The sequence below is a fragment of the Aeromicrobium sp. WCS2018Hpa-31 genome (assembly GCF_031843905.1).
GTDB lineage: Bacteria > Actinomycetota > Actinomycetes > Propionibacteriales > Nocardioidaceae > Aeromicrobium.
In genome coordinates, this window is sequence record NZ_JAVTJF010000005.1 from 198,412 (window position 1) to 223,923 (window position 25,512).

The window sequence follows — 25,512 nt, forward strand, 5'->3', positions numbered from 1 at the left end:
GCGTGAGGGGGCGAAGGATGCTGCGTTTGCTACGGGATCCCGTCGTGAACGCAGCATCGTTCGGGGTTCTGCACGCGAACGCAGAATCTTGCGTCCGCCTGGGCGACTCGCGCGGCGGGTGGGCAGAGATTCTCCCTTCCCGCGGACCGTTCCACGCAGAAGGAGAATCACTGCCCCTCCAGGGCGCCATTTCGGCGCCACGCTTCTCCCTGCGCGAGGCACGGTCCACGCGAAGGAAGAATCCTGCGTGGATCCCGCGCAGATGAAGAATCGTGGCCGCGCCCCGCAGACCCAACCGGAACCAGACCCACCGCTCCGGTCGAGGCCCTTTCGGAGACCACGCCGACTCGCAGCCACAGCGACGCAGCAGCAAGCGAAGGCCCAGCCGAGCGGCGCAGCAGCAAGCGAAAGCCCACCACAGCGACGCAACAGCAAGCGAAGGCCCACCCGAGCGGCGCAGCAGCAGTGAAGGTCCCACCCGACTGACGCATCAGCAGGGAAGAGCCAGCCACGACCCCGCCTTACCGGTCGAGCTCAGCCCGCCGGCGCCGACCACGCGCGCAGGTCGGCCGCGACGCCCGACGGTGCGCGCCCGACCAGGCGTGGCGAGGTGACCACGGAGTGCTCCGTCGTCCACACGACGCGGTGGCCCGCGGCCACCACGCGGTGCACCAGGTCGGCGTCCTCGTGGACGGGGAGGGTCGCGAACCCACCCACGGAGCGGTAGGCGGAGGCGTGCACCCCGAGGTTGGCGCCGTGCACGTGTCGGTGGCTCCCGCCGTCGACGCCCCGTTGGTAGTGGCGCCACCACGCTGCGTGTCCCGGGGTCGCATCGGGCGGGAGCACGATGGTGCCGACCACCGCATCGGCACCCGCAGCGGCGAGGTGGAGGTGGTGCTCCAGCCAGGCCGGGGGGACGCGCGAGTCGGCGTCGGTCGTCGCGATCCAGGTGCGGGTCGGGTCGTGGCCCTCCAGCAGGGTGGCCACACCTGCCGCGCGGGCGGCGCCGACTCCGGGCTCGGCCCGCTCCAGCACGCGTGCGCCGTGTCGTCGCGCGATCGCGGCGGTGGCGTCCAGGGTGGCGTTCACGACCACCACCACCTCGACCGGGACGGTCACGTGCCGGGCCGCCTCGGTCAGGGCCGCGAGGCACGCCCCGACGTGGTCGGCCTCGTCGCGGGCCGGCACCACGACACCGATGCGATCGACCTCAGGCACGTTCCAGCACCTCGAGACGGAAGTCGCGCTCCACATGCGTGACGACGCCGCGCAGGCCGGCCGCGTGCAGGTCGGCGTGGGCGTCGTCGGGGCGCGACGCCGCCTCGTCGAAGTCGTGGCGCCAGTGCACGGCCAGCACCTGGCCGTCGTCGGTCAGGCTCTCGACCGTGCGGTGCGCGGTCAGGGCCCGGTCCTCAGGGGACAGGAAGTACAGCACCTCCGACAGCACCACCAGGTCGAAGGCGCCCTCCGGCCAGTCCTGCGGGATGGACCCGCGGCGGGCGTCGACGCGGTCCAACGCGCGCTGCCCGAGCCGCTCGAGCGCGAGGTCCACGAGGTCCATGGCCACCACCTCGTCGCAGCGTCGGGCCAGCAGCTGGGTGATCTGCCCGGCCGCGCACGCCGGCTCGAAGGCGCGCCGGTACTGCGGGCGCGGCAGGCTCGCCAGGGTCAGCTCCCGCTTGCGCTCCTCGTACGGGGCGCTGTCGAGGAGCCACGGGTCGGGGTCGGTGCGGTACAGGTGCTCGAAGTACGCCGGGTCGGTCACGTGAAGACCACCTCGGGCGCGTGCAGGGCGTGGGCCAGCAGCGCCTCGGTCACCACGGGCGCGTCGGCGGGATGCGGCGAGAGCGGCTGGAGCTGGCTGCGGAAGCAGCGCAGCGCCGTCGCCTTGCGGGCGTGCGCCGCAGCGTCGTAGGGGAGCAGGGCCGCTCCGCGCAGCCACGAGGCCTGCGCGGACGGGGTGGTCACCGTCCATCGCCACACGGGGTAGCGCCAGAGGGTGGCTCCCGCGGGCGCGACCTCCCGGGCCACACAGCCGACCACGTCGTGGTCGGCGTGGCCGTCGTCCTCGAACGGCGCGACGACGAGCGCCGCGTCCGCGAGCAGGGTCGTCAGGCGGTCGCGCAGCGGTGACTCGTCCTGGGGCAGGGCTGCGTCGCGCAGGCCGAGGTGGGTCACGTCCGGCCGCTCGTGCCCGAGGACGGCGAGCGCCTCGCCGAGCTCGGCCCGGCGCACGGTGCGCAGCTGGTCGGGCGTGAGGGTCGGGCTGTCGGGGTGCGAGCGCTCGCCGTCCGTCGCCACGACGAACCGCACCGGGTGTCCGGCACGTCCGGCGAGCCAGGCGCCCACCCCCAGCACCTCGTCGTCGGGATGGGCCGAGAGCACCACCACCTGGCCGGACGGCGCGGCGGCCCGGGGCAGGTTCGCGCCGCGCAGGACCTCGGACCAGGGCGCCGCCGGGTGCTGCCTCATGGGAGTCCTCCGAGCCGGGCGAGGTCACGCTCCGCGTGGTGCTGCCGCACGAAGACCTGCAGGTCGGCCACCCGTCGGGCGTGCTCAACGTCGAACGCGAGGGGCCCCGGTCCGGTGGCGCGTCCGACGTGGTGCAGGACGGTGTCGACCACGTCGGCCACCCCGGCGCGCACCGCGAGTGCGAGTGCCTCCACCTCGGTGTCGGGCTCGGTGTCGATCCTGCGGGCCGCGTCGTCCAGCAGGGCGTCGGCGGTGTGCAGCGCCGCGCGGACGGCGCCGCGGTGCGCCAGCCCGTGCTCGTCCAGCCGGGCTGATCTCTCGAGCACGTCCGCGACGGCCCGAGCGCCGCCGGTCCACACGGCGGCGATGCCGATCGCGCCGTGCCAGAACCCGGGCCGCTGCACGTAGGCACTGGGCGCCCCGACGGCCACCGCGTCGACGGCGTCGAGACGCAGCGTGACCGTGCGGGCGTCGGCCATGCCCGGCCCCACCCACGTCGGCGCCTGCTCGTCGACCGCGACCCCTGGCTGGTCGAGGTCCACGGCGAACAACCGGTCGTGGCCGTCGTCGTCGGCGGTCACGAGCGCGTGGGTCACCAGGTCCGCGCCCGAGCAGAAGGCCTTCGTGCCGTCGAGGTGCCACCGATCCCCGGCCGGCGTCGCACGGACGACCGCGAACGGCGGTGCCGCCGCCCAGACGGCCCACACCCCGTCGGTGTCGATGGGGTGGTCCAGCTCGGCGCCGATCGCCACGGCGTCGTGGTGCGGCTCGGCCACCTTGGCCAGCGACAGGTCCTCGTGCCCGAGCGCGACGAGTGCGTCGAGCCGGTCGTGCGTGGCACCGCTGCCGGGAAGGGGGAGGGGGGTGCGCGTGCGTTCGCGCAGGACGGAAGGGGTCAGGGGCACGGAGGGTCCTCGATCGGGCGGCCGGGGCTGGACCGCCCACCGTGCGTACCCACCCGACGCCGGCTCAAACGCCGAGGGCTCGAAGAAGGGCGGTTCAGGACGCCGGCACGACCCGCCCGACCACCTCGCCCAGCGGGACCCGCTCACCGCCGGCCCCCGGCGCAGTGGCACTGATCGACACCGTGTCGCCGTCCTCCAGGAAGCTGCGGGTGGTCCCGTCGGGAAGCACGATCGGCTCGGTGCCGTTCCAGGTGAGCTCGATCAGGGCGCCGCGCTCCTCGCGAGCCGGGCCGCTGACCGTCCCCGACGCGAACAGGTCGCCCGGCCGCACCGACGCGCCGTTGACGCACAGGTGGGCGAGCATCTGCGCGGGGGTCCAGTACATCGCCGCGTACGGAGGGCGGGAGACCACCTCGCCGTCGAGGCGCACCTCGAGCGCGAGGTCGAGGCCTCCGGCCGTTGCGTCGGCGTCGTCGAGGTACGGCAGCAGGGCGACGTCGCGGGTCGGCGGAGCCACGCGGGCCCCGGCCAGGGCCTCCATCGGCACCACCCACGGGGAGACCGAGGTGGCGAACGACTTGCCGAGGAACGGTCCGAGCGGCACGTACTCCCAGGCCTGCAGGTCGCGTGCGGACCAGTCGTTGACCAGGCACACGCCGAACAGGCGGTCCTCGGCCTCGGCCAGGGTGAGCGGGCCGCGCACCGACGGGCCGCCGACGACGAACCCCACCTCGGCCTCGATGTCGAGCCGGGTCGAGGGCCCGAAGACGATCTCGCCGTCGGGCGTGCGGCGCTGGCCGCTGGGGCGCACGACGTCGGTGCCGGAGACCACCACCGTGCCGGCCCGGCCGTGGTACCCGATGGGCAGGTGCTTCCAGTTCGGGGTGAGCGGCTCGGAGTCGGGCCGGAACAGGCGGCCGAGGTTCGACGCGTGGTGCTCCGAGGCGTAGAAGTCCACGTAGTCGCGGACCGTCCACGGCAGGTGCAGCGTGACGGCGGCCTGGGGCACCAGGTGCTCCTCGACGCCGGACGCGACGAGCTCCAGCAGCCGGTCGCGCAGCTCGGCGCGACGTTCGGACGGGTAGGACAGGACGCCGTCGATCGTGCCGCCGGCCAGCTCCTCGGCCAGGTCAGGCAGCGCCGCGGCGACGTCGAGCACGCACGTGCCCACGCCGACTCCCACGCGCGGCGCCGCTCCGGCCGTGCTGAAGGAGCACCAAGGCAGCGTCGTGGTGCCCCAGTCGACGGGATCGCTCATGCGGTCATCCTTCCGGGAAGCAGGCCGAGGTGGGCCAGGTCGGCTGCGGGCTCGTCGACCGAGCACGTGCCGAACGAGGTGAAGAGGCGACGTGCCTGCCGGACACGGTCCACGCCGAGCGCGGCCAGGTCGGGGCCGACGCGCTCGTCCTCGCGACGGAGCACCGCCACCGCGGCGTCGTCGCCGGAGCCCGACAACAGGGCGTCGACCGCCAGCAGCACGTTGGCGAACCCGTGGTGCACGAGGCCGTCGTCGGGGTCGGTCGAGCGGACGGCGCGATGCAGGCCGGCGGTGAGCTTGAAGGGTCGCTCGGCGCGCACGAGCGACGAGAGTGCACGTCCCAGCCGCTCGGGCGTGGGGAACGCGTGGGCGTCGGGGCCACCGGTGCGCAGCTTCACGAGGGCGCCGGCCGGGACGTCGAGCACACGGTCCGCGTCCGCCTCGACCACGAGGCAGGCGCCGGCGGGCACGGTCACCGACGCCGGGTCGCGCGTCTCCACCGCCGCCACGTCGAGCCCGGCCGGGACGTCGAACGGGGCGTCGGCCACCACGGCCACGCGGAGGGTGGCGCCACGGGCGAGCTCGGCCGCGCGGGGGAGCGAGGAGGCCGGGAGCACGAGTTGACCGACGAGCGCGGCGACGTCGTGACCGTGCCGAGCCAGGTGTGCGGCAACCGCCTCGTCGAGCGGGAGGTTCCCGGGCGGGAACACGGTCGCGTCGTCGAGGAACGCGTCGAACGGTCCCACGAGCACGTCGCGGTGACCACTCACTGCGACCACGAGCGGTGGTAGACGCCGTCGTCGACGGCCCGACCACCCTCACCCAGCTCCAACGGACGGAACGTGTCGACCATGACCGCGAGCTCGTCGAAGGACTCCGCACCCAGGCTCGCCTCGATGGCCGCCGGCTGGGGGCCGTGCGAGTGGCCGCCGGGGTGGACCGTGACCGACCCCTTGGCGATGCCGGAGCCCTTCCGCGCCTCGTAGTCGCCGTCGACGTAGAACATGATCTCGTCGCTGTCGACGTTGGCGTGGAAGTACGGCACCGGGATCGCGAGCGGGTGGTAGTCGACCTTGCGCGGCACGAAGTTGCACACCACGAAGTTGCTGCCCTCGAACACCTGGTGCACCGGCGGCGGCTGGTGGATGCGCCCCGTGATCGGCTCGAAGTCGTGCACGCTCAGCGCGTAGGGGTAGAGGCAGCCGTCCCAGCCGACGACGTCGAACGGGTGGTCCGGGACCACGTGCACCGTGCCCGCCAGGCCGCCGGGGCCGGAGCCGCGGTGCTTGATGAACACCTCGACCCCTGCACCGTCGGACCCCTCTCCCGAGCGCACCTCGGGATCGCCGGGTCCGCGCAGGTCACGCTCGCAGTACGGCGCGTGCTCGAGCAGCTGGCCGTAGCGCGACAGGTAGCGCTTGGGCGGGGCCACGTGGCCGTTCGCCTCGATGCAGTAGGCGCGGGTCGTGGTCTCGACCACGTAGCGATGAGTGGTGGCGCGGGGGACCACCAGGTAGTCGCCGGGGCCGTAGGTGAGGTGGCCGAACACGGTCTCGAGCACGCCCGTGCCCGCCTCGACGAACACGATCTCGTCGCCCGTGGCGTTGCGGTACAGCGGCGACGTCGCGTCCGCCACGACGTACGAGATCCGCACGTCGGCGTTCCCGAGCACGAGTCGCCGGCCGGTCACCACGTCGATCCCGGTCGCCGAGCTCGTCGAGGTGGAGCCGAACAGGTCGTGCAGACGCAGGTGCCGCGGGAGCAGCGGCTCGTTCGGCGTCGTGGTCTGGTCCGGCAGCTCCCACCGTCGCGCCTCGAGCACCGCCGACGGCACGCCCACGTGGTAGAGCAACGAGGAGTCCGAGCTGAACCCCTCCTCGCCCATCAGCTCCTCGCGGTACAACGTCCCCTCGGGGGAGCGGTGCTGGGTGTGCCGCTTGGGCGGGATCGATCCGGCGCGACGGTAGTGCACCATCAGAAGTTCCCGCGCTTGGCCTGCTCACGCTCGATGGCCTCGAACAGCGCCTGGAAGTTGCCCTTGCCGAACCCGAGCGACCCGTGCCGCTCGATCAGCTCGAAGAACACCGTCGGCCGGTCGCCGATCGGCTTGGTGAAGATCTGCAGCAGGTAGCCGTCCTCGTCGCGGTCCACGAGGATGCCGCGGCTCTGCAGCTCCTCGATCGGCACGCGCACCTCACCGATCCGGGCCCGCAGCGCCGGGTCGGTGTAGTAGCTCTCGGGCGTGGCGAGGAACTGCACGCCGCGCTCACGCAGGTGGTCGACCGTCGCCAGGATGTCCTCGGTGGCCAGGGCAAGGTGCTGGGCGCCGGGACCGCGGTAGAACTCGAGGTACTCGTCGATCTGCGACTTCTTCTTCGCGATCGCCGGCTCGTTGAGCGGGAACTTGACCCGGTGGTTGCCGCTGGCCACCACCTTGCTCATGAGGGCGGAGTAGTCGGTGGCGATGTCGTCGCCGATGAACTCGGCCATGTTGGTGAAGCCCATGACGCGGCCGTAGAAGTCGACCCACTCGTCCATGTGGCCCAGCTCGACGTTGCCGACCACGTGGTCCAGCGCCTGGAAGACGAGGCCACTCTGCCGCCCACGGCCCGGCACCCCCGCCGGGTCGCGGTGCACGGTGGTGCGGCGCTCGACGAAGCCGGGGAGGTAGGGGCCGGCGTACCGGCTGCGGTCCACGAGCGAGTGCCGGGTGTCGCCGTAGGTGGCGATGGCCGCGACCCGCACGGTGCCGTGCTCGTCGCTCACGTCGTGGGGCTCCTCCAGCACCGTCGCACCCTGGGCGCGGGCGTGCTCGATGCAGCGGTCCACGTCGGGCACCTCGAGCGCGATGTCGACGACGCCGTCGCCGTGACGGCGGTGGTGGTCGGCGATCGTCGAGTCGGGGTCGACCGCGCCCTTCAGCACGAACCGCACCGCGCCGCTCTGCAGCACGTACGCGTGGTGGTCACGGTTGCCGGTCTCGGGGCCGGAGTAGGCCACGACCTGCATCCCGTAGACGTTCTCGTAGTAGGCGGCGGCCTGGGTGGCGTTGCCGACCGCCCACACCAGGGCGTCCCAGCCGGTGACGGGGAAGGGGTCGGCCGAGTCGTCGTGCTCGACGAGACCGACGAGCCTGCGCAGCTGCTCGAGGTCGAGGTCGGCGAGCCGCTCGGCGTCGGTGAGGATCGTGTCTGGAGTCGTCGTCATGTGGTCCAGGTCACCGCTTTCTCGCCTGCTTGGCAACCTGCCTGGTCCGAGGTAGACAGATCGGGCGTTCCTGCCGAGTAGAGTCCCTCGGGACTGGTCAATCTGCAGAGGAATCACCCATGGATGCTCTCGACCTCGCCCTCGTCGCCGCGCTGCGCGAGCACCCCCGCGCCGGGGACCTCGAGCTCTCGCGTGTGGTCAAGGTCGCGCGCGCCACGGTGCAGTCGCGCCTGGCCAAGATGGAGGCCGCCGGCGTCATCACCGGCTACGGCCCCGACGTCGACCTCACGGCGGCCGGCCACCCCGTCCTGGCCTTCGCCACCCTCGAGATCGCCCAGGGCCGGCTCGAGGACGTGCGCGCCGAGCTCGACTCGCTGCCCAACGTGCTCGAGGCCTACGTGACGAGCGGGACGGCCGACGTCGTGTGCAAGATCGCCGCGTCCTCCCATGCGGACCTGCAGGACGTGCTGCTCCACATGAGCACGTCGGGCTCGATCGTGCGGTCCACGAGCATCGTCGTGCTCAGCGAGCTCGTGGCCCCGCGCGTGCTGCCTGTCCTGGCGCGCGACGTGCAGGGCGGTGGCAGGGCGCCCCGCTACCGCTGATCGAGGGCCTGGATCACGCGTCGCGATCCGCGGCCGTGGTGGCGGGTGACCCGTGTCGGCCCGCCCAGGCGGCCAGCGCCCCACCGACCACGAGCAGCGCGGTCATCACGACCCAGCTCGTGCCGTACGGCTGGTTGAGGATCGTGTCGTTGTCGGGCTTGCCGCCCTGCCCGCTCAGCACGGGCAGGAAGGTCACGGTGAGGGTCGCCCAGACCAGGAACGCGATGCCGAGGGCCGTGTGGTGAGGAAGCAGCCGGGACGCCCCGACCCCGAGCGCGACCGTGACGGGCGCGAGCACCGCGTCGTGCACCAGCACGCCGGCGACCAGCCAGACGACGAGCGAGACCAGCTGCTCCGACGTGAAGTCGCGCATGAGCCACAGCCCCCACAGCCCGCAGCCCACCCCGACGAGCAGCAGGATCGCGCGGGCGGCCCTCATGCCGTCACCTCGAGCCGACGGACCCACTTGGTCTGCAGCACCCCGGGCCGGTTCGGCGCGATGATGCGGCACGGGTACCCGTGGTCGAGCGACAGCGTCTCGCCGTTGAGCTCGAGGGCGAGCAGCGTGCGCTCGTCCTGCGTGAATGCGGCCGGCAGGTCGGTGTTCGCGAACGCCCCGCGGGTCTGCAGCGAGGAGACCCGCACGTCGGACCCCGGAGGTGCGTCGACCAGGGCGAGGACGTCGCGGACGGCCACGCCGGTCCACACGGCGTCCTTGCTCCATCCCTCCACGCAGGCCATGGGCAGGCGGTGCGTCCTCTGCGGCAGCTCCGCCAGCTGCTCGCGCGTGAGCGAGACGGTGCGCCCGCCCGCGACGACCTCGAGCACGTAGTCGGGCGAGCTGGCACCGTCGACCGCACCGGCAGCCCTCGCGGTGCGGTTGATCGACAGACCCTGGGGGCCGTCGCCGTTGCGGACCGCGAACACCGAGACGTCGCGCAGCCACGGGACCGACTGTCCGGCGGTGAGCAGGACCGTGAGCCCGGACGCCGAGACCGCGCCGAGCAGGACGGCACGGCGCGTGGGACCGTCGCCGGCATCGGAGGGCCCGTCCTCGTGGTCGTCGTCGACGGGCTCGTCGTCGACGGGGGCGCCGAGGGCGGTGCGGATCACCGGCAGCTTCACGGCCACGTGCACGAGCAGCGCCCCGATCGCCACCCAGGCCACGGCGTTGTGGGTGCGGCGGAAGCTGAAGTCCCAGGGGTACCACTGGGCGATGTTGAGCAGCCCGCTCGCGAGCATGAACACCGCCGAGGCGACCAGCGCGGCGATCGACGCGCGCTCCAGCGCCTCGACCACCAGGGCGCGCCGACCCGTCGGCGGGCGCAGGAACAGCCGCGGGAAGACCGACCACAGCTTGACCAGCAGCAGCGGCACCGCGGCCGTGCCGGCCACGACGTGGACCCCTTGGGTCACGCGGTAGAGCCAGGCGGGTGACGGCCCGAGCGGCACCCAGTCCTGCGGGTCCTGCTGCAGGTGGCTCCAGATCCCGGTGACGAAGCACAGCCCGAACGCGACGCCGAGCGCTACGCCCACGCGGGCGGTCAGTCCCGTGCCGCGCGAGCGGCTCGTGAAGTCGTCGGGGCGGGGGAGCAGCCGCTCGACGTCCTGGACGGTCGGCAGCCTCATCGCGTGTCCCGCGACGTCATGCGTCCTGCTGCCATGCGTCCCGCTCTCGTGTGCTCGACCCTCGTGTGACCGATCCTCTCGCACCTGGCCGGTCCGTGTCCGATGTACTCGCGGCCACGCAGCGCGTCACAGCGCCGCGAGACGTCGGACGGCCTCGTCGATGACGTCGGGCCGCTTGCAGAACGCCCACCTCACGAGCGGCCGGCCGGGGTTGTCCTCGAGCGGGGTGTCGGGGTCGTGGAACACCTGGTGCGGCACGGCCACGACGCCGACCCGCTCGGGCAGCGCGAGGCAGAACTCGAGCCCGTCCTCGAAGCCGAGAGGGCGGATGTCGGTGGTCGCGAAGTAGGTCCCGTCGGGCACCACGACGTCGAAGCCGACGTCGGCCAGCCCGGCGCACAGCTGGTCGCGACGGGCCCGCATGCCGTCGGTGAAGGACGCGAAGTAGTCGTCGTCCAGGCGCAGCGCGGCGGCGATGGCCGGCTGCAGCGGTGCGCCCGACGTGAAGGTGAGGAACTGCTTGGCCCCCAGGAGCGACCGCACCAGCGGCTCGGGGCCGGTGGCCCAGCCGACCTTCCACCCCGTGAACGAGAAGGTCTTGCCGCCGCTGGAGATGGTGAGCGTGCGCTCACGCATGCCGGGCAGCGTGGCGATCGGCACGTGGGTCACGTCGAAGGTCAGGTGCTCGTACACCTCGTCGCTGATCACCACGAGGTCGTGGTCGCGGGCCACCTGGGCCACGGCGGCCAGCTCGTCGGGCGTGAGCACCGTGCCGGTGGGGTTGTGCGGGGTGTTGAGCAGGATCGCGGTGGTGCGCGGCGTCACGGCGGCGCGCAGCTCGTCGACGGGGAGACGGAAGTCCGGTGCGCGCAGCGTGACGGGGCGGCGGACGGCACCGGCCATCTGCAGCACCGCGACGTAGGAGTCGTAGTAGGGCTCCAGCACGATCACCTCGTCGCCGGCCTCGACGATGCCGAGCACCGCGGCCGCGATGGCCTCGGTGGCGCCGGTCGTGACCGCGACCTCGGTCTCGGGGTCGACCTCGAGGCCGTACCAGCGACGTTGGTGCTCGGCCACGGCGAGCCGGAGGTCGGGCACGCCAGGACCGGGTGCGTACTGGTTGGCGCCCCCGCGGAGCGCGGCCACGGCGGCGTCGACCACCGCGTCGGGGCCGTCGGTGTCGGGGAACCCCTGGCCGAGGTTCACGGCACCGGTCGAGGCGGCGAGGGCACTCATTCGCGCGAAGATCGTGGTGCCCAGTCCGTCGATCCGGCTGCTCTGCGTCCTCATCCCTGGCGACTCTACGCACCGCGAACCCGCCCCGGTGGTCGACCTGGACGCGGGCGTCCCGAGCCCGGACACAGCACTGCCCCGCCGTTCTCGGGGGGTGAAACGGCGGGGCAGCGGTCCTGACTCTAGTGGCCCGGTGGGTCAGCGCTGGGCGAATTCGCGCCGGAACGCCGCGCGACCGATGAGATGTGGGTCACAGTCGATGCGGGGTGGCCGCCTGGACGAGGGTGAGAGAATCGGCCTCATGACCACCGCGACCGCGCCCTCCCCGCCCGCCGGGGGCGGACGTCGTGCTCCGCGGCGGCGGCGACTCTCCCTCGTCCGGCTCCTCGGCGTGGTGCTGATCCTGTCGGGTCTCGGCGTGCTCGGGTATGTCGCCTGGCAGTACTGGGGCACCAACGTCGTGGCCAAGCAGCAGCAGGCCGAGGTCCGCCAGATCATCTCCGACGACTGGAAGAACGGCACCGACGGGAAGAACATCGGGCTCCTGCGCGTGCCGCGCTTCGGCACGGAGTACGAGGTCCCCATCGTCAAGGGCTTCGACCAGGAGTCGCTGTCCAAGGGCGTCGGCATGTACGAGAAGGCGGCGCTGCCGGGCGAGCTCGGCAACTTCGCGATCGCCGGCCACCGCGTCACCCACGGCGAGCCGTTCCGCGACTTCCTGAAGCTGAAGAAGGGCGACCTCGTCCACGTCGAGACACGCACGGCGGTGTTCACCTACCAGCTGCGCAACGACGGTGACTCGCTCACGCTCGACTTCACCGTCGGCTGGCCGCTGCAGCAGGTTCCGGACCCCGACATGCGAGGCGAGCCGCCGACCGCCAACGTGCTCACGATGCTCACGTGCGCGGAGCTCTTCCACACGCGCAACCGCAACGTCGTCTTCGGCGACCTGGTCAAGATCGTCGACAAGTCCGACCCCGAGCGGAAGATCCCGCTCCCCGGCGCCTAGGAGCCCCCGCGACCATGCAGGACTACCAGCGCTCCTTCGTGGAGTTCGCGATCGGCCACGACGTGCTCCGGTTCGGCTCCTTCACGCTGAAGTCGGGCCGGACGTCGCCGTACTTCTTCAACGCCGGCGGCTTCGACACCGGCGCACGGCTCGCCGGGCTGGGCCGCTTCTACGCCGCGGCGATCGCCGAGCGCGCGCCCGACTTCGACGTGCTCCTGGGCCCCGCCTACAAGGGCATCCCCATCGCCGCGGCCACCGCGGTGCAGCTGGCCGAGCACCACGGGCGCGACGTGCCGTGGAGCTTCAACCGCAAGGAGGCCAAGGGCCACGGCGAGGGCGGGATGATCGTCGGCGCACCCCTTCAGGGGCGGGTCCTGCTCGTCGACGACGTGATCACCTCGGGCAAGGCGATCCGTGAGGTCGTGCCGCTGGTGGAGGACGCCGGCGCCGAGCTGGCCGGCATCGTCGTGGCCGTCGACCGGCAGGAGCGTGGCACGGGCGACCTCTCGGCCGTCGACGAGGTCCGCCGCGACCTCGGCGTCCCGGTGGAGGCGATCGTGACGTTCGACCACGTCATCGAGTTCATCGAGGAGTCCGCCCGCCACGCCGAGCACCTCGACGCGGCACGCGCCTACCGCGACCAGTACGGCGCGTGACCCCTTCGCTGGACCCGGGCACGAGGGGCGGGGCCGAGGGTGACGGTGTCGAGGGTGATGGCGTCGAGGTGGGCGTGGGCCCGTGGGAGGGGCCCGTGCCCGACGACCCCCGGCTCGACCCGACGCTCCTCGCCGAGGGGGACCGGCGCAACGTCGTCGATCACTACCGGTACTGGAGCGTCGAGGCGATCGTCGCCGACCTGGACACGCGCCGGCACCCGCTGCACGTGGCGGTCGAGAACTGGCAGCACGACTTCAACATCGGCTCCGTGGTGCGCACCGCCAACGCGTTCAACGTCGCGGCCGTGCACGTCGTCGGCCGTCGCCGGTGGAACCGGCGCGGCGCGATGGTCACCGACCGCTACCTGCACGTCCACCACCACGCCGACGTCGAGGCCCTGGCGGCCTGGGCCGACGAGCAGGACCTGCCGCTGCTCGGCATCGACAACCTGCCCGGCGCGGTGCCGCTCGAGACCACCACGCTGCCCCGTTCCTGCGTGCTGCTGTTCGGCCAGGAGGGCCCGGGCCTGAGCCATGCGGCCCGTGCGGCGTGCGCGACGACCCTGTCGATCGCCCAGTTCGGCTCGACCCGGTCCATCAACGCCGGTGCCGCCGCCGCGATCGCCATGCACGCCTGGGTGCGCGAGCACGCCGACTGACAGGTCGGGCCGGCTGGGCGGGCGGGCGTCGGTGCGTCGCCCTAGGCTCGGGAGCATGAGCCGCGTCGTCGTCATCGGTGGTGACGCGGCGGGCATGACGGCCGCGTCGGCCCTGAACCGTCTCGTGCCCGACGTCGAGGTGGTGGTGCTCGAGCGCGGGCACCACACCTCCTACTCCGCCTGCGGGGTGCCGTACTGGGTCGCGGGCGAGGTCGACGGCCCCGACGCCCTCGTGGCCAGGACGCCCGAGGAGCACCGCGAACGGGGCATCGACGTGCGCCTCGGCAGCGAGGCGACCGCGGTCGACACCGACGCGCACACCGTGACCTACCGCGACCTCGCCGGCGAGCAGGTCGTCACCTACGACCGCCTCGTCGTCGCGACCGGAGCGCGTTCGATCCTGCCCGACCTGCCGGGCATCGACGCCGGCAACGTGCAGACCGTCAAGGACCTCGTCGACGGCCAGCAGGTGCTCGACCGCATCCGCGCCGGCGCGCGCCGGGTGGCGGTCGTCGGCAGCGGCTACATCGGCATCGAGATGGCCGAGGCGTGCCTGGCCCAGGGGCTCGAGGTCACTGTGGTCGAGCGCGAGAGCACCCCGCTGCCGATCGTCGAGGACGAGATCGGTGAGCTCGTCGCCGACGCCATGCGCGAGAAGGGTGCCCAGGTGGTCACCGGTGCCGCGGTCACCGGCTTCGGCGTGGGAGAGGACGGCGCCGTCACCTCCGTGCGCACCGACGAGGACGACTACCCGGCCGACCTGGTCGTCGCGGCCTTCGGGGTCGCGCCGCGTGGCGACCTGCTCACGACCGCTGCCACCGGCCCGAAGGACGGCATCGTCACCGACGAGCAGCAGCGGGTGCTCCGTCCGGACGGGTCGGTCCTGGCCGACGTCTGGGCCGCGGGTGACTGCGTGGTCACCCTCGACCGCCTCACGCGGACACCGATCCACCTGCCGCTCGGGACCCACGCCAACAAGCAGGGCATGGTGGCGGGGGAGTCCCTGGCGGCCTCGCTCGGCGCCGACTGGTCGGGGCGGGTCTTCCCCGGCGCGGTGCAGACCGCCATCACCAAGTTCTGCGACCTCGAGATCGCGCGGGCAGGACTCGGCCGCGCCCAGGCCGACGACGCCGGGCTCGACGTCGTGAGCGCCTCGATCGAGTCCACCACCGTCGCCGGCTACTACCCGGGTGCGGAGCCCATGACGTTGTGGGGGCTCGCCGAGCGTGGGACGCGGCGGCTGCTCGGCGTGCAGGTCGCGGGCGGGCGCGGCGCGGGCGCCAGGATCGACGTCGCGGCCATGGCGCTGTGGTCGCAGATGTCCGTCGACGAGCTGGTCATGACCGACCTGTCGTACGCCCCGCCGTTCTCGTCGGTGTGGAGCCCGGTGCAGGTGCTCGCCCGGGCTCTCGTGAAGCGCCTGGACCAGTAGGGTTGACGTGACCGCTCGTCCGGTCGACCAGCCGACCTCCAGGAGACCTCCATGCCCGTCGCCACTCCCGAGATCTACGCCGCGATGCTCGACAAGGCCAAGGCCGAGTCGTTCGCGTACCCGGCGATCAACGTCTCGTCGTCGCAGACGCTGAACGCCGCGCTCGCCGGCTTCGCCGAGGCGGGGTCCGACGGCATCATCCAGGTCTCCACCGGCGGCGCGGAGTACTTCTCCGGCCCCACCGTCAAGGACATGGTGTCCGGCTCGCTGGCGTTCGCCGCCTTCGCGCAGGAGGTGGCCAAGAAGTACCCGGTCAACGTCGCGCTGCACACCGACCACTGCCCCAAGGACAAGCTCGACGGCTTCGTCCGGCCCCTGCTGGCCGCGTCGGCCGAGCGGGTCGCCGGCGGCGGGCTGCCGTACTTCCAGTCGCACATGTGGGACGGCTCGGCCGTGCCGCTCGACGAGAACCTGGTGATCGCGCAGGAGCTGCTCGAGAAGGCTGCCGCCGCCCACATCATCCTCGAGGTCGAGATCGGCGTCGTCGGTGGCGAGGAGGACGGCGTCGAGGCCGAGATCAACGACAAGCTCTACACGACGCCCGAGGATGCCCTGGCCACCGCCGAGGCGCTGGGCCTGGGCGAGAAGGGCCGCTACCTGACGGCCCTCACGTTCGGCAACGTGCACGGCGTCTACAAGCCCGGCAACGTGAAGCTGCGGCCCGAGGTGCTCAAGGCCGCGCAGGACGCCGTGAGCACCAAGTACGGCCAGGACGCGCCCTTCGACTTCGTCTTCCACGGCGGTTCGGGCTCGCTCGCCGAGGAGATCTCGGCGGCGGTCGACTACGGCGTCGTGAAGATGAACGTCGACACCGACACCCAGTACGCCTTCACCCGCCCGGTGGTCGGCCACATGTTCAGCAACTACGACGGCGTGCTGAAGATCGACGGCGAGGTCGGCAACAAGAAGGCCTACGACCCCCGCGCCTGGGGCAAGGCCGCCGAGGCCGGCATGGCCGCCCGCGTGGTCGAGGCCTGCCAGAACCTGCGGTCGGCCGGCACGTCCCTCTGAGGTCACGGTCTCGGGCGGTTTGACGCCTTCGCGTCGGTTTCCCGCCTCCGGATCGACGTGAAGGCGTCACAACGCGGATCGGGGGCCCGGGGGGCGGTCGAGCTCGGGGTCGGGGCTGCGTCGCTGCGCCTTCGGAGCGGGTCGTTCTCCGAAAGGGCCTCGACCGGGGCGGACCCGGCGTGCCGGCGGGGTTCCCGGGCCGCGGCTCGCGTTTCGGACACTTCCGGGGCGGTGGGAGGTGTCCGAGTGCCCCGGAAGTGTCCGAATCCAGCGTTGTGACGCCATTGCGTCGATTGCGGGCCGCGAGATCGACGTCAAGGCGTCAAGACGCGGATCGGGGGCCGGGAGGCTCGGCCGAGCCCGACGCTCCTGCTCCGTCGAGGCCCTTTCGGAGGCCGCCGCGAGACCTAGCCTCAGCAGCGCACCCCCGACCACGGGTGGGGAGAGGATGCACGACACCCCGGTGCGTAGGGTCGACACCATGACGAACCTGCTGGGCGAGCCGCCCGAGACGTTCCTGCCCGCCGACCCCGGGGCCGCGGAGCTGGCGACCGGCGCGTCGCCGCAGGCCGTGGCCTCGACGACGCCGGACTCGGTCCTCGCCTGGGCCCTGCTGGCGCAGGACGCGCTCGACGACGGACGCGACCTGGAGGGCTACGCCTTCGCGCGCACGGCCTACCACCGCTCGCTCGATGCGCTGCGGCGCAACGGCTGGAAGGGTCACGGACCGGTGCCGTGGTCGCACGAGCCCAACCAGGGCTTCCTCCGCTCGCTCGCGGTGCTCGCCACCGGGTCCGAGCGGCTCGGCGACGACGCCGAGGCGCATCGCTGCCGCGAGTTCCTCCACGAGTCGAGCCCGGAGGCGTACGCCGAGCTCGTGCGCTGAGCCCTCGGACCGTCGAGGGGGCGGGTACGCGTCAGTCCGGGAGGTCCGGGGGCGCGCCTGCAGGGGCGCGCAGGCGCAGGCGGCCTGGCTCGACCCTCCACGCGTGCCGCGTGCTCGGCGAGGCGATCTCGCCGTCCAGGTTCGCCGGCGTCGACTCGCCGGTCACCGTCACCTCGTGCACCTTCAGGTACACGACGTCGTCGCGCATCGGGTGCCGACCGCGCCGCAGTCGCCACGCGTAGGCGAGGCGCTTCCAGCGGGCGTGCGCCCACACCACGGCGACGTCGAGCGACCCGTCGAACGGGTCGGCCTCCGGGAGCAGCGGGGCGCCGCCACCCACGTACCGGCCGTTGCCCACCGCCACCTGGATGAGCCGACGCGGCGAGTGCACGGGCTGCCCGTCCACGGTCACCGATGCGCGGATGCCCTTGCCGACGACGCCCGTGATGACGGCGCCCATGGCGTAGCCGACGGGCCCGAAGGCCTTCTTCCACGGCTCCGCCTTGATGTTGGCCTCCGCGCCCAGCCCGATGTGCGCAGCGTTCACGACGAGCCGGTCGTCGTTGTCGCGGATCAGGTCGGCGAGCCGGGGCTCGGAGTCGAGGGCCTGACGAGCCGCCTCGACCGGGTCGTCGCTGATGCCCAGCGTGCGCACGAAGTCGTTGCCGGTCCCGAGGGGGACGATCGCGAGCTCGACGTCGTCGAACTGGTCGAGGTCGTCGATCGCGGTGACCACGGCGTGGATGCTGCCGTCTCCTCCGACCGCCACGACCACGCCGCCGCGCGCCGCACGCACCGCGTCCCGCAGGTCGTCGGAGTCCTCGGTGCGGCGCACCTCGAGGGTCACGTGGGCCCGCAGCGTCTCGAGCGCCTCCTCGAGACGCGGGTCGTCGCTGCTGCCCGCCTGGGCGTTCACCACAGCGACCCAGGGTCCCGTGCCGGTCATGGCGCTCCCTCCGCGCTGGCGTCGTCGTACGAAACGCCCCCTCCCGGCGCCCTCGGAGCCTATGCCCCGACGGCGCGCGGCGCAGCCTCGACCACCTCGGCATTCGCGGCTGGGACGCTCGTCCCGATACGATGCGGCAGTCAGAGCCCCGCACCGTCGGGGCTTCTCTCGCGTCACAGCGTCACTACGAACCTCGAGGGGTGCATCGCATGCCCGCAGTCGTCATCGTCGGAGCCCAGTGGGGTGACGAGGGCAAGGGCAAGGCCACCGACCTGCTCGGCAGCCGCGTCGACTACGTCGTCAAGTTCAACGGCGGCAACAACGCCGGCCACACCGTCGTCATCGGCGACGAGAAGTACGCCCTCCACCTGCTGCCGAGCGGCATCCTGTCGCCCGGGTGCACGCCGATCATCGGCAACGGCGTCGTGATCGACCTCGACGTCCTGTTCGAGGAGATCGACGCCCTCGAGGCGCGTGGGATCGACACGAGCGCCCTGCGCGTGAGCGCGAACGCCCACCTCATCGCCGACTACAACCGCACCCTCGACAAGGTGACGGAGCGGTTCCTCGGCAGCCGCAAGATCGGCACCACCGGGCGTGGCATCGGCCCCACCTACGCCGACAAGATGAACCGGCTGGGCGTGCGCGTGCAGGACCTCTTCGACGAGAAGATCCTGCGCGCCAAGGTCGAGGGCGCTCTCGAGCTGAAGAACCAGATGCTCACCAAGGTCTACAACCGTCGCGCGGTGAGCGTCGACGAGATCGTCGACCAGCTGCTCGTGCACGCCGAGCGGCTGCGGCCCATGGTCGCCGACACCGCGCTCGTGCTGCACGAGGCGCTGGACCGCGGCGAGACGGTGCTGCTCGAGGCCGGCCAGGCCACGCTGCTCGACGTCGACCACGGCACGTACCCCTTCGTCACGTCCTCGTCGGCCACCACCGGCGGCGCGTGCACCGGCTCGGGCATCGCGCCCACCCGGATCACCCGCGTCATCGGCATCGTCAAGGCGTACGCCACCCGCGTGGGGGAGGGTCCCTTCCCCACCGAGCTCTTCGACGAGGACGGCGAGCGCCTGCGCACCAACGGTGGCGAGTTCGGCACCACGACGGGCCGTCCGCGACGCTGCGGCTGGTACGACGCCCCGGTGGCGCGCTACGCCGCACGCATCAACGGCGTCACCGACTTCGTGCTCACGAAGCTCGACGTGCTCACCGGGTGGGACCGCATCCCCGTGTGCGTCGCCTACGACGTCGACGGCGAGCGGGTGGACGAGATGCCCACGACCCAGACCGGCTTCCACCACGCCAAGCCGATCTACGAGTACTTCGACGGCTGGACCGAGGACATCTCCGGCGCCCGGACCATGGACGACCTGCCCGAGGCGGCGCAGCGGTACGTGCGCGCCGTCGAGGCGATGTCGGGGGCGCGCATCTCCGCCGTCGGCGTCGGCCCGGACCGCGAGGAGACCGTGGTGCTGCACGACCTCCTGGAGGACGAGGCATGAGGACGCTGGTCATCGGCACGGGCGGGCGCGAGCACGCCCTCGCCCTCGCGCTGTCCCGTGACCCGGGCGTCACCGAGGTGCACGCGGCCCCCGGGAACCCGGGCATCGCCGACGTCGCGAGCCTGCACGACGTCGACCCGCTCGACGGGGCGGCCGTGGCGGCGCTGGCCACCTCGCTGGGTGCCGACCTGGTGGTCGTGGGTCCCGAGGCTCCGCTGGTGGCCGGGGTCGCCGACGCCGTCCGCGACGCCGGGATCGCCTGCTTCGGCCCGTCGCGCGCCGCGGCGCAGCTGGAGGGCTCGAAGGCCTTCGCCAAGCAGGTCATGGCCGCCGCCGAGGTGCCCACCGCCCTGGCGCACGTCTGCGAGACGCCCGAGGAGGTCGTGGCCGCGCTCGACGCGTTCGGCCCGCCCTACGTCGTGAAGGACGACGCCCTCGCGGCAGGCAAGGGCGTGGTCGTCACCGAGGACCGCCAGGCCGCCATCGCCCACGCGGCGGGGTGCGACCGCGTGGTCATCGAGGAGTTCCTCGACGGCCCGGAGGTCTCGCTCTTCGCCATCACCGACGGGGAGACGGTGCTGCCGCTGCTCCCTGCCCAGGACTTCAAGCGCGCCCTCGAGGGCGACGCCGGCCCGAACACCGGCGGCATGGGCGCCTACACGCCGCTCGACTGGACGCCCGAGGACCTCGTGGCCGAGGTCTCCCGCCGCGTGCTCGTGCCCACGGTCCAGGAGATGGCTCGTCGTGGCACGCCGTTCCAGGGTCTGCTCTACGCGGGGCTGGCGCTCACCTCGCGCGGCGTGCGGGTCGTGGAGTTCAACGCGCGCTTCGGCGACCCCGAGACCCAGGCCATCCTCGCGCTGCTGCGCACGCCGCTGTCGTCGCTGCTGCACGGTGCCGCCACCGGAGAGCTCGCCTCCGTCGGCCTGCCGTCCTGGCACGACGGCACCGCCGTCACGGTGGTCATGGCCTCCGCCGGCTACCCCGCCACCTCGAGCTCGGGCGACGTGATCCTGGGCGTCGGGGCGGCCGACGTCATCGATGGTGTCGACGTGATCCACGCGGGAACCGCGCTCGACGAGGACGGCCGGTTGGTCACCGCCGGCGGTCGCGTGCTGTCGGTCACCGGAGTGGGCGAGAACCTCGAGCACGCCCGCGACCGGGCCTACGCCGGGGTCGACGCGATCTCCTTCGAGGGCGCCCAGTTCCGCTCCGACATCGCCCTCGCCGCCCAGCGGGGCGAGATCGAGGTCTGACGGTCGGCCCGGCCTCCTGGCCGGGCTCCGGGACCGTGGTGAGCCGCGGGAGGCCGCGGTGGGAGGATGGCGTCCGTGACGACGCCCAACGTTCTGGCCCACCGCTACGCCTCGCCCGAGATCGCCCGCATCTGGTCGCCCGAGCACAAGATCGTGCTCGAGCGGCAGCTGTGGATCGCGGTGCTGAAGGCGCAGCGCGACCTAGGGGTCGAGACGCCCGACGGCGTGATCGAGGCGTACGAGGCCGTGGTCGACCAGGTCGACCTCGCGTCGATCGCCGAGCGCGAGAAGGTCACCCGCCACGACGTGAAGGCCCGCATCGAGGAGTTCGCCGCGCTGGCCGGCAGCGAGCACATCCACAAGGGCATGACGTCGCGCGACCTCACCGAGAACGTCGAGCAGCTCCAGGTGCGTGCCTCGCTGCAGGTCCTGCGCTCGCGCGCCGTGGCGGCCCTGGCCCGCCTGGGGCGGCTCGCGGCCGAGCACGCAGAGCTGGTCATGGCCGGGCGCAGCCACAACGTCGCCGCGCAGGCCACCACGCTCGGCAAGCGCTTCGCCACCGCGGCCGACGAGCTGCTCACCGGCGTGGGCCGGCTCGACGACCTGCAGGCCCGGTACCCGCTGCGGGGCATCAAGGGCCCGGTCGGCACCGCCCAGGACCAGCTCGACCTCCTCGGTGGGGACCAGCAGGCGCTCGCCGACCTCGAGGGACGGATCGCCGCCCACCTCGGCTTCGACCGCGTGCTCACCAGCGTCGGCCAGGTGTACCCGCGCTCGCTCGACTACGACGTGGTGACGTCGCTGGCCCAGCTCGTGGCGGCCCCCTCCAACCTGGCCACCACGATCCGCCTGATGGCGGGCAACGAGCTGGTCACGGAGGGCTTCAAGCCCGGCCAGGTGGGCTCGAGCGCCATGCCGCACAAGATGAACACCCGCTCCTGCGAGCGCGTCAACGGCCTGGCCGTCATCGTCCGCGGGTACGTCTCGATGGTGGGCGAGCTGGCCGGTGACCAGTGGAACGAGGGCGACGTGTCGTGCTCGGTGGTCCGCCGGGTGGCGCTGCCCGACGCGTTCTACGCCGCCGACGGCCTGTTCGAGACGTTCCTGACGGTGCTCGACGAGTTCGGCGTCTTCCCGGCCGTCGTCCAGCGCGAGCTCGACCGCTACCTGCCGTTCCTCGCGACGACGAAGGTGCTCATGGCGGCGGTGCGGGCCGGTGTCGGCCGCGAGGTCGCCCACGAGGTCATCAAGGAGCACGCCGTGGGCGTCGCCCTCGAGATGCGCGAGAAGGGCGCGGCCCGCAACGAGCTCTTCGACCGCCTGGCCGCCGACGAGCGCCTGGCGCTCACCCAGCCCGACCTCGCGATGCTCGTCGCCGCGCCGCTGGAGTTCACCGGTGCGGCCACGGCCCAGGTGGCCGCCGTCGTCGCGCAGGTCGACGGTCTCGTGGCCGCCGACCCCGAGGCCGCTGCGTACGCGCCGGGCGCCATCCTCTGACCGCGGGCCCGGATCCGTCGTTGCGCGGCGACCGCTAGGTCGGCCCCGCCGTTCTGGTGCGTCGGCCCCGGGTCGACGCGCCTCGCTGGTGCACTGCAGGCGGAGGTCGTGGGTTTGCTGCTGCTCTGGCTGCGGGGGGCATGAGCGTGCTGCTGCGACGCTTCGGCACTCGCCGGGTACGGCCTCCGAGAGGGCCTCGACCGGGGATCTGGGTGGGTGCTGGTCCGGAGTCTCGGGTCCGGTCTGGTGCTGGGGGTGACGCACGATTCTTCCTTTGCGCGTGAGCGGCGCAGGATTCTTCGTTCGTGCGTGCCATCGGTGGATCCTCAACCGCAGAGGCCCCGCAGAGGTTGAGGATCCACCGATGACGAGGGCGGCGGGCCAAGGATTCTGCGTTCGCGACGGGATCCCGACACGAACGTAGAAGCGTTCGACCTCCAGCGCACCAACGCAGAATCCTGCGTCCACCCCAGCGCCCGCCACAGCCCAATGACCCAGGCCGCGTCCGGCGCGAGCTGCGCGGTCGAGGCCTTTCGGAGCCCGACGCCACTGCGAGCCGAGGCAGCGCAGCAGCGGGCTGGACCCCCGAGCTCAGTGCAACAGCAACGCGACACCACCCGGCCGACGTAGCCGCTGGGTGAGATCACGCGGCCCGTGCCGGGGGAGCGAGCCGGGACCTCCTAGGCTGTCGCCGTGCCTCTCGACGTCCCCGGTGCCCTGCACCTGCACTCCGGCAAGGTCCGCGACCTCTACGAGCTCGAGTCGGGCCACCTGCTCATGGTGGCGTCGGACCGGATCTCGGCGTACGACTTCGTGCTGAGCCCCGGCATCCCCGACAAGGGCGAGATCCTCACCCGCATGTCGCTGTGGTGGTTCGACCAGCTGGCCGACATCGTGCCGCACCACGTGGTCTCCACCCAGGTGCCCGAGCGGGTGCGTGGTCGCGCGCTCGTCGTCGAGAAGCTCGACATGTACCCGGTCGAGTGCGTGGTCCGCGGCTACCTGACCGGCTCCGGCCTCGCCGACTACCAGGCCACCGGCCAGGTGTGCGGCGTGCCGCTCCCGGACGGTCTGGTCGACGGGTCGCGCCTCCCGGAGCCCATCTTCACGCCCGCCTCGAAGGCCGAGCTGGGCGACCACGACGAGAACATCGACTTCGAGACCGTCGTCGACCTCGTGGGGTCGGAGGTGGCCGAGCGGCTGCGCGACCTGACGCTCGCCGTGTACGCCCGGGCCGAGCGGGTGGCCCGTACCCGCGGCATCATCCTGGCCGACACCAAGCTCGAGTTCGGGGCCCGGCCCGACGGCACCATCGTGCTCGCCGACGAGGTCCTCACGCCCGACTCGTCGCGCTTCTGGCCGGCCGAGACCTACCAGCCGGGCCGCGCCCAGTCGTCGTTCGACAAGCAGTTCGTGCGCGACTGGCTCACCACCGAGTCGGGCTGGGACCGGGCGAGCGACACGCCGCCCCCGACGCTGCCGGCCGAGGTCGTGGAGCGGACCCGCGAGCGCTACGTGCAGGCGTACGAGCAGCTCACCGGCTCCCGCTTCTGACGGTCGGTCCAGGCGCGTTCCCGGTGGGAGTCGCGTACTCGCGGTATCCGAGCGCTGGGTACTGTGGGTGACGTCGCACACACCCCCTGACCCGAGGAGCCGTCGTGGCCAATCTCGCCGCCCTGCTGGAGACCACCACCGAGAAGTACGCCGACCGGACGGCGATCGTCTTCGGCGACACCCGCCTGAACTACGCGCAGGTGAACGGGGCGGCCAACCAGGTGGCGAACCTGCTCGTGTCGCGGGGCGTCCAGCCGGGCGACAAGGTGGCGCTCTCGTGCCCGAACCTTCCGTACTTCACGATCATCTACTTCGGCATCCTCAAGGCAGGCGCCACCGTCGTGCCGCTGAACGTGCTGCTGCGCGGTCGTGAGGTCGCCTACCACCTCGACGACTCCGACGCGGTGGCCTACTTCGCGTTCGAGGGCACGCCGGACCTGCCGATCGGCGAGGCCGCGTGGGAGGGCTTCCAGGCGGTCGACGGCTGCAAGGACTTCTTCCTCATCAAGCTCGACTCCGCCGCCCCGGAGCCCATGGAGGCGCCCGAGTTCTACGCCCCGCTCGTGGCGCAGCAGCCGCCCACGTTCGAGACGGTCGAGCGTGACGACGACGACACCGCGGTCATCCTCTACACGTCGGGCACCACGGGCCAGCCCAAGGGCGCAGAGCTGCGGCACCGCAACATGCGCGACAACGCGCTGGCCGGCACCGACCTGTTCGGCGCCGACGAGTCCAACCCCGACACCTACCTGTGCGTGCTGCCGCTGTTCCACTCCTTCGGGCAGACCTGCATCCAGAACGGTGCGGTGGCGTTCGGCGGCACCGTGGTCATGCTCCCGCGCTTCGAGGCGCAGGCGGCGCTCGGGCTCATGCTCAAGGAGCAGGTCACCTACTTCGCCGGTGTCCCCACCATGTACTGGGGCCTGCTGGGCGCGCTCGACGACAGCGTCGACGTGGCGACCATCGCGAAGAACCTGCGAGTCGCCGCAGCCGGCGGCTCGGCGCTGCCGGTCGACATCCACCGCCAGTTCTCCGAGCGCTTCGGGGTGACGATCCTCGAGGGCTACGGCCTGTCGGAGACGTCGCCCGTCGCGTCGTTCGCCCGCTACGGCGAGGAGCCGCGCGTCGGCTCCATCGGCGTGCCGATCCCCGGCGTGGAGATGAAGCTCATCGACGACGAGTGGAACGACGTGTCCGACGACGTCCAGGAGGACGGCAAGTCCGCGGTGGGCGAGATCGCCATCAAGGGCCACAACGTCATGAAGGGCTACTACGACCGTCCCGAGGCCACCGAGGAGGCCATCCACGACGGTTGGTTCCGCTCGGGCGACCTCGCGCGCAAGGACGCCGACGGCTTCTACTACATCGTCGACCGCAGCAAGGACATGATCATCCGCGGTGGCTTCAACGTGTACCCGCGTGAGCTCGAGGAGGTGCTGATCTCGCACCCTGCCGTCTCGCTGGTCGCCGTCATCGGCGTTCCCCACGAGTCGCACGGCGAGGAGATCAAGGCCGTGGTCGTCAAGGAGAAGGATCACGACGACGTCTCCGAGGCCGACCTCGTGGCGTGGGGCAAGGAGCAGTTCGCGGCCTACAAGTACCCGCGCATCGTGGAGTTCCGCGACGAGCTGCCGATGACCGCGACCGGCAAGATCCTCAAGCGCGAGATCTGAGCCCAGCTCGACCGATGATGTGCGACGGCCGGGTCCGGGGAGGCCCGGGCCCGGCCGTT

23 protein-coding genes and 1 pseudogene are annotated in these 25,512 nt (G+C 72.4%); 12 read left to right on the plus strand and 12 right to left on the minus strand.

The features are described from left to right. Positions 1-534: 534 nt before the first annotated feature. From RQG84_RS08210 to hppD, 8 genes are all read right to left on the minus strand, one after another. Positions 535-1,218, minus strand: coding sequence for a glycosyltransferase (locus tag RQG84_RS08210; RefSeq protein WP_311209630.1), 684 nt, complete (start codon positions 1,216-1,218; stop codon positions 535-537). After that, the gene (locus RQG84_RS08215; RefSeq protein ID WP_311209631.1) at positions 1,211-1,765 is read right to left on the minus strand and encodes a class I SAM-dependent methyltransferase; all 555 of its coding nucleotides are present in this window, start codon (positions 1,763-1,765) and stop codon (positions 1,211-1,213) included. Before RQG84_RS08215 ends, RQG84_RS08210 begins: the two co-directional genes overlap by 8 nt. Beyond that, the gene (locus RQG84_RS08220) at positions 1,762-2,472 is read right to left on the minus strand and encodes a PIG-L family deacetylase (protein ID WP_311209632.1); all 711 of its coding nucleotides are present in this window, start codon (positions 2,470-2,472) and stop codon (positions 1,762-1,764) included. Before RQG84_RS08220 ends, RQG84_RS08215 begins: the two co-directional genes overlap by 4 nt. After that, positions 2,469-3,377: an acyl-CoA dehydrogenase gene (locus RQG84_RS08225; RefSeq protein ID WP_311209633.1), complete on the minus strand. Its 909-nt coding sequence runs from the start codon at positions 3,375-3,377 to the stop codon at positions 2,469-2,471. Before RQG84_RS08225 ends, RQG84_RS08220 begins: the two co-directional genes overlap by 4 nt. 94 nt (positions 3,378-3,471) lie before the next feature. Continuing rightward, entirely contained in the window at positions 3,472-4,635 is a 1,164-nt protein-coding gene (gene fahA / locus RQG84_RS08230; protein ID WP_311209634.1) for a fumarylacetoacetase, read from the minus strand. After that, positions 4,632-5,414: a hypothetical protein gene (locus RQG84_RS08235; RefSeq protein ID WP_311209635.1), complete on the minus strand. Its 783-nt coding sequence runs from the start codon at positions 5,412-5,414 to the stop codon at positions 4,632-4,634. Before RQG84_RS08235 ends, fahA begins: the two co-directional genes overlap by 4 nt. Beyond that, complete coding sequence (locus tag RQG84_RS08240) at positions 5,402-6,610, minus strand: cupin domain-containing protein (RefSeq protein WP_311209636.1); 1,209 nt, start codon at positions 6,608-6,610, stop codon at positions 5,402-5,404. The genes RQG84_RS08235 and RQG84_RS08240 overlap by 13 nt, the downstream gene beginning before the upstream one ends. Then, a complete protein-coding gene (hppD, locus tag RQG84_RS08245; protein WP_311209637.1) occupies positions 6,610-7,842 on the minus strand; it encodes a 4-hydroxyphenylpyruvate dioxygenase in 1,233 nt (410 codons plus the stop codon). The genes RQG84_RS08240 and hppD overlap by 1 nt, the downstream gene beginning before the upstream one ends. Before the next feature lie 119 nt (positions 7,843-7,961). Here hppD and RQG84_RS08250 point away from each other — a divergent pair, with 119 nt between their 5' ends. Beyond that, on the plus strand, positions 7,962-8,447 hold the full coding sequence (locus RQG84_RS08250; protein WP_055969508.1) for an Lrp/AsnC family transcriptional regulator: 486 nt from the start codon (positions 7,962-7,964) through the stop codon (positions 8,445-8,447). Between the two features lie 13 nt (positions 8,448-8,460). On the opposite strand, the gene RQG84_RS08255 is transcribed toward RQG84_RS08250, so the two are convergent. The 3 genes from RQG84_RS08255 to RQG84_RS08265 all read right to left on the minus strand — a co-directional run bounded on the left by RQG84_RS08255 (position 8,461) and on the right by RQG84_RS08265 (position 11,366). Beyond that, on the minus strand, positions 8,461-8,886 hold the full coding sequence (locus RQG84_RS08255) for a hypothetical protein (protein ID WP_311209638.1): 426 nt from the start codon (positions 8,884-8,886) through the stop codon (positions 8,461-8,463). Further along, the gene (locus RQG84_RS08260) at positions 8,883-10,076 is read right to left on the minus strand and encodes a molybdopterin-dependent oxidoreductase (protein ID WP_311209639.1); all 1,194 of its coding nucleotides are present in this window, start codon (positions 10,074-10,076) and stop codon (positions 8,883-8,885) included. Before RQG84_RS08260 ends, RQG84_RS08255 begins: the two co-directional genes overlap by 4 nt. Positions 10,077-10,202: 126 nt before the next feature. Continuing rightward, positions 10,203-11,366 (minus strand): pyridoxal phosphate-dependent aminotransferase, encoded by a 1,164-nt coding sequence (locus RQG84_RS08265; protein WP_311209640.1) that lies wholly within the window; start codon positions 11,364-11,366, stop codon positions 10,203-10,205. Positions 11,367-11,610: 244 nt separating this feature from the next. Here RQG84_RS08265 and RQG84_RS08270 point away from each other — a divergent pair, with 244 nt between their 5' ends. From RQG84_RS08270 to RQG84_RS08295, 6 genes are all read left to right on the plus strand, one after another. Next, positions 11,611-12,318, plus strand: coding sequence for a class E sortase (locus tag RQG84_RS08270; RefSeq protein ID WP_311209641.1), 708 nt, complete (start codon positions 11,611-11,613; stop codon positions 12,316-12,318). Between the two features lie 14 nt (positions 12,319-12,332). Then, positions 12,333-12,974 carry an orotate phosphoribosyltransferase gene (gene pyrE / locus RQG84_RS08275; RefSeq protein ID WP_311209642.1) on the plus strand — a complete coding sequence of 214 codons (642 nt, stop codon included), beginning with the start codon at positions 12,333-12,335 and terminating at the stop codon, positions 12,972-12,974. Positions 12,975-12,982: 8 nt separating this feature from the next. Then, positions 12,983-13,633 carry a TrmH family RNA methyltransferase gene (locus RQG84_RS08280; RefSeq protein ID WP_311209719.1) on the plus strand — a complete coding sequence of 217 codons (651 nt, stop codon included), beginning with the start codon at positions 12,983-12,985 and terminating at the stop codon, positions 13,631-13,633. Positions 13,634-13,688: 55 nt separating this feature from the next. Next, a complete protein-coding gene (locus RQG84_RS08285) occupies positions 13,689-15,065 on the plus strand; it encodes an FAD-dependent oxidoreductase (protein WP_311209643.1) in 1,377 nt (458 codons plus the stop codon). 51 nt (positions 15,066-15,116) lie between these two features. Next, positions 15,117-16,136 (plus strand): class II fructose-bisphosphate aldolase, encoded by a 1,020-nt coding sequence (fbaA, locus tag RQG84_RS08290; protein WP_311209644.1) that lies wholly within the window; start codon positions 15,117-15,119, stop codon positions 16,134-16,136. A 481-nt stretch (positions 16,137-16,617) separates the two neighbouring features. Then, positions 16,618-17,022 carry a DUF3151 domain-containing protein gene (locus tag RQG84_RS08295; RefSeq protein WP_311209645.1) on the plus strand — a complete coding sequence of 135 codons (405 nt, stop codon included), beginning with the start codon at positions 16,618-16,620 and terminating at the stop codon, positions 17,020-17,022. Positions 17,023-17,053: 31 nt separating this feature from the next. Here RQG84_RS08295 and RQG84_RS08300 read toward each other — a convergent pair whose 3' ends face one another. Beyond that, a complete protein-coding gene (locus RQG84_RS08300; protein WP_311209646.1) occupies positions 17,054-17,968 on the minus strand; it encodes a YegS/Rv2252/BmrU family lipid kinase in 915 nt (304 codons plus the stop codon). Between the two features lie 209 nt (positions 17,969-18,177). Here RQG84_RS08300 and RQG84_RS08305 point away from each other — a divergent pair, with 209 nt between their 5' ends. The 5 genes and pseudogenes from RQG84_RS08305 (at position 18,178) to RQG84_RS08325 (ending at position 25,453) form a co-directional block, all read left to right on the plus strand. Further along, a complete protein-coding gene (locus RQG84_RS08305; protein ID WP_056552695.1) occupies positions 18,178-19,473 on the plus strand; it encodes an adenylosuccinate synthase in 1,296 nt (431 codons plus the stop codon). After that, positions 19,470-20,729, plus strand: a complete 1,260-nt coding sequence (purD, locus tag RQG84_RS08310; protein ID WP_311209647.1) for a phosphoribosylamine--glycine ligase — start codon at positions 19,470-19,472, stop codon at positions 20,727-20,729. The genes RQG84_RS08305 and purD overlap by 4 nt, the downstream gene beginning before the upstream one ends. A 66-nt stretch (positions 20,730-20,795) precedes the next feature. Then, complete coding sequence (gene purB / locus RQG84_RS08315) at positions 20,796-22,226, plus strand: adenylosuccinate lyase (RefSeq protein WP_311209648.1); 1,431 nt, start codon at positions 20,796-20,798, stop codon at positions 22,224-22,226. A gap of 693 nt (positions 22,227-22,919) precedes the next feature. Then, positions 22,920-23,768 (plus strand): annotated as a pseudogene (locus tag RQG84_RS08320) (phosphoribosylaminoimidazolesuccinocarboxamide synthase); the annotation flags it as partial. A 116-nt stretch (positions 23,769-23,884) separates the two neighbouring features. Beyond that, positions 23,885-25,453, plus strand: coding sequence for a long-chain fatty acid--CoA ligase (locus RQG84_RS08325; RefSeq protein WP_311209649.1), 1,569 nt, complete (start codon positions 23,885-23,887; stop codon positions 25,451-25,453). The last annotated feature ends 59 nt before the right edge of the window (positions 25,454-25,512 follow it).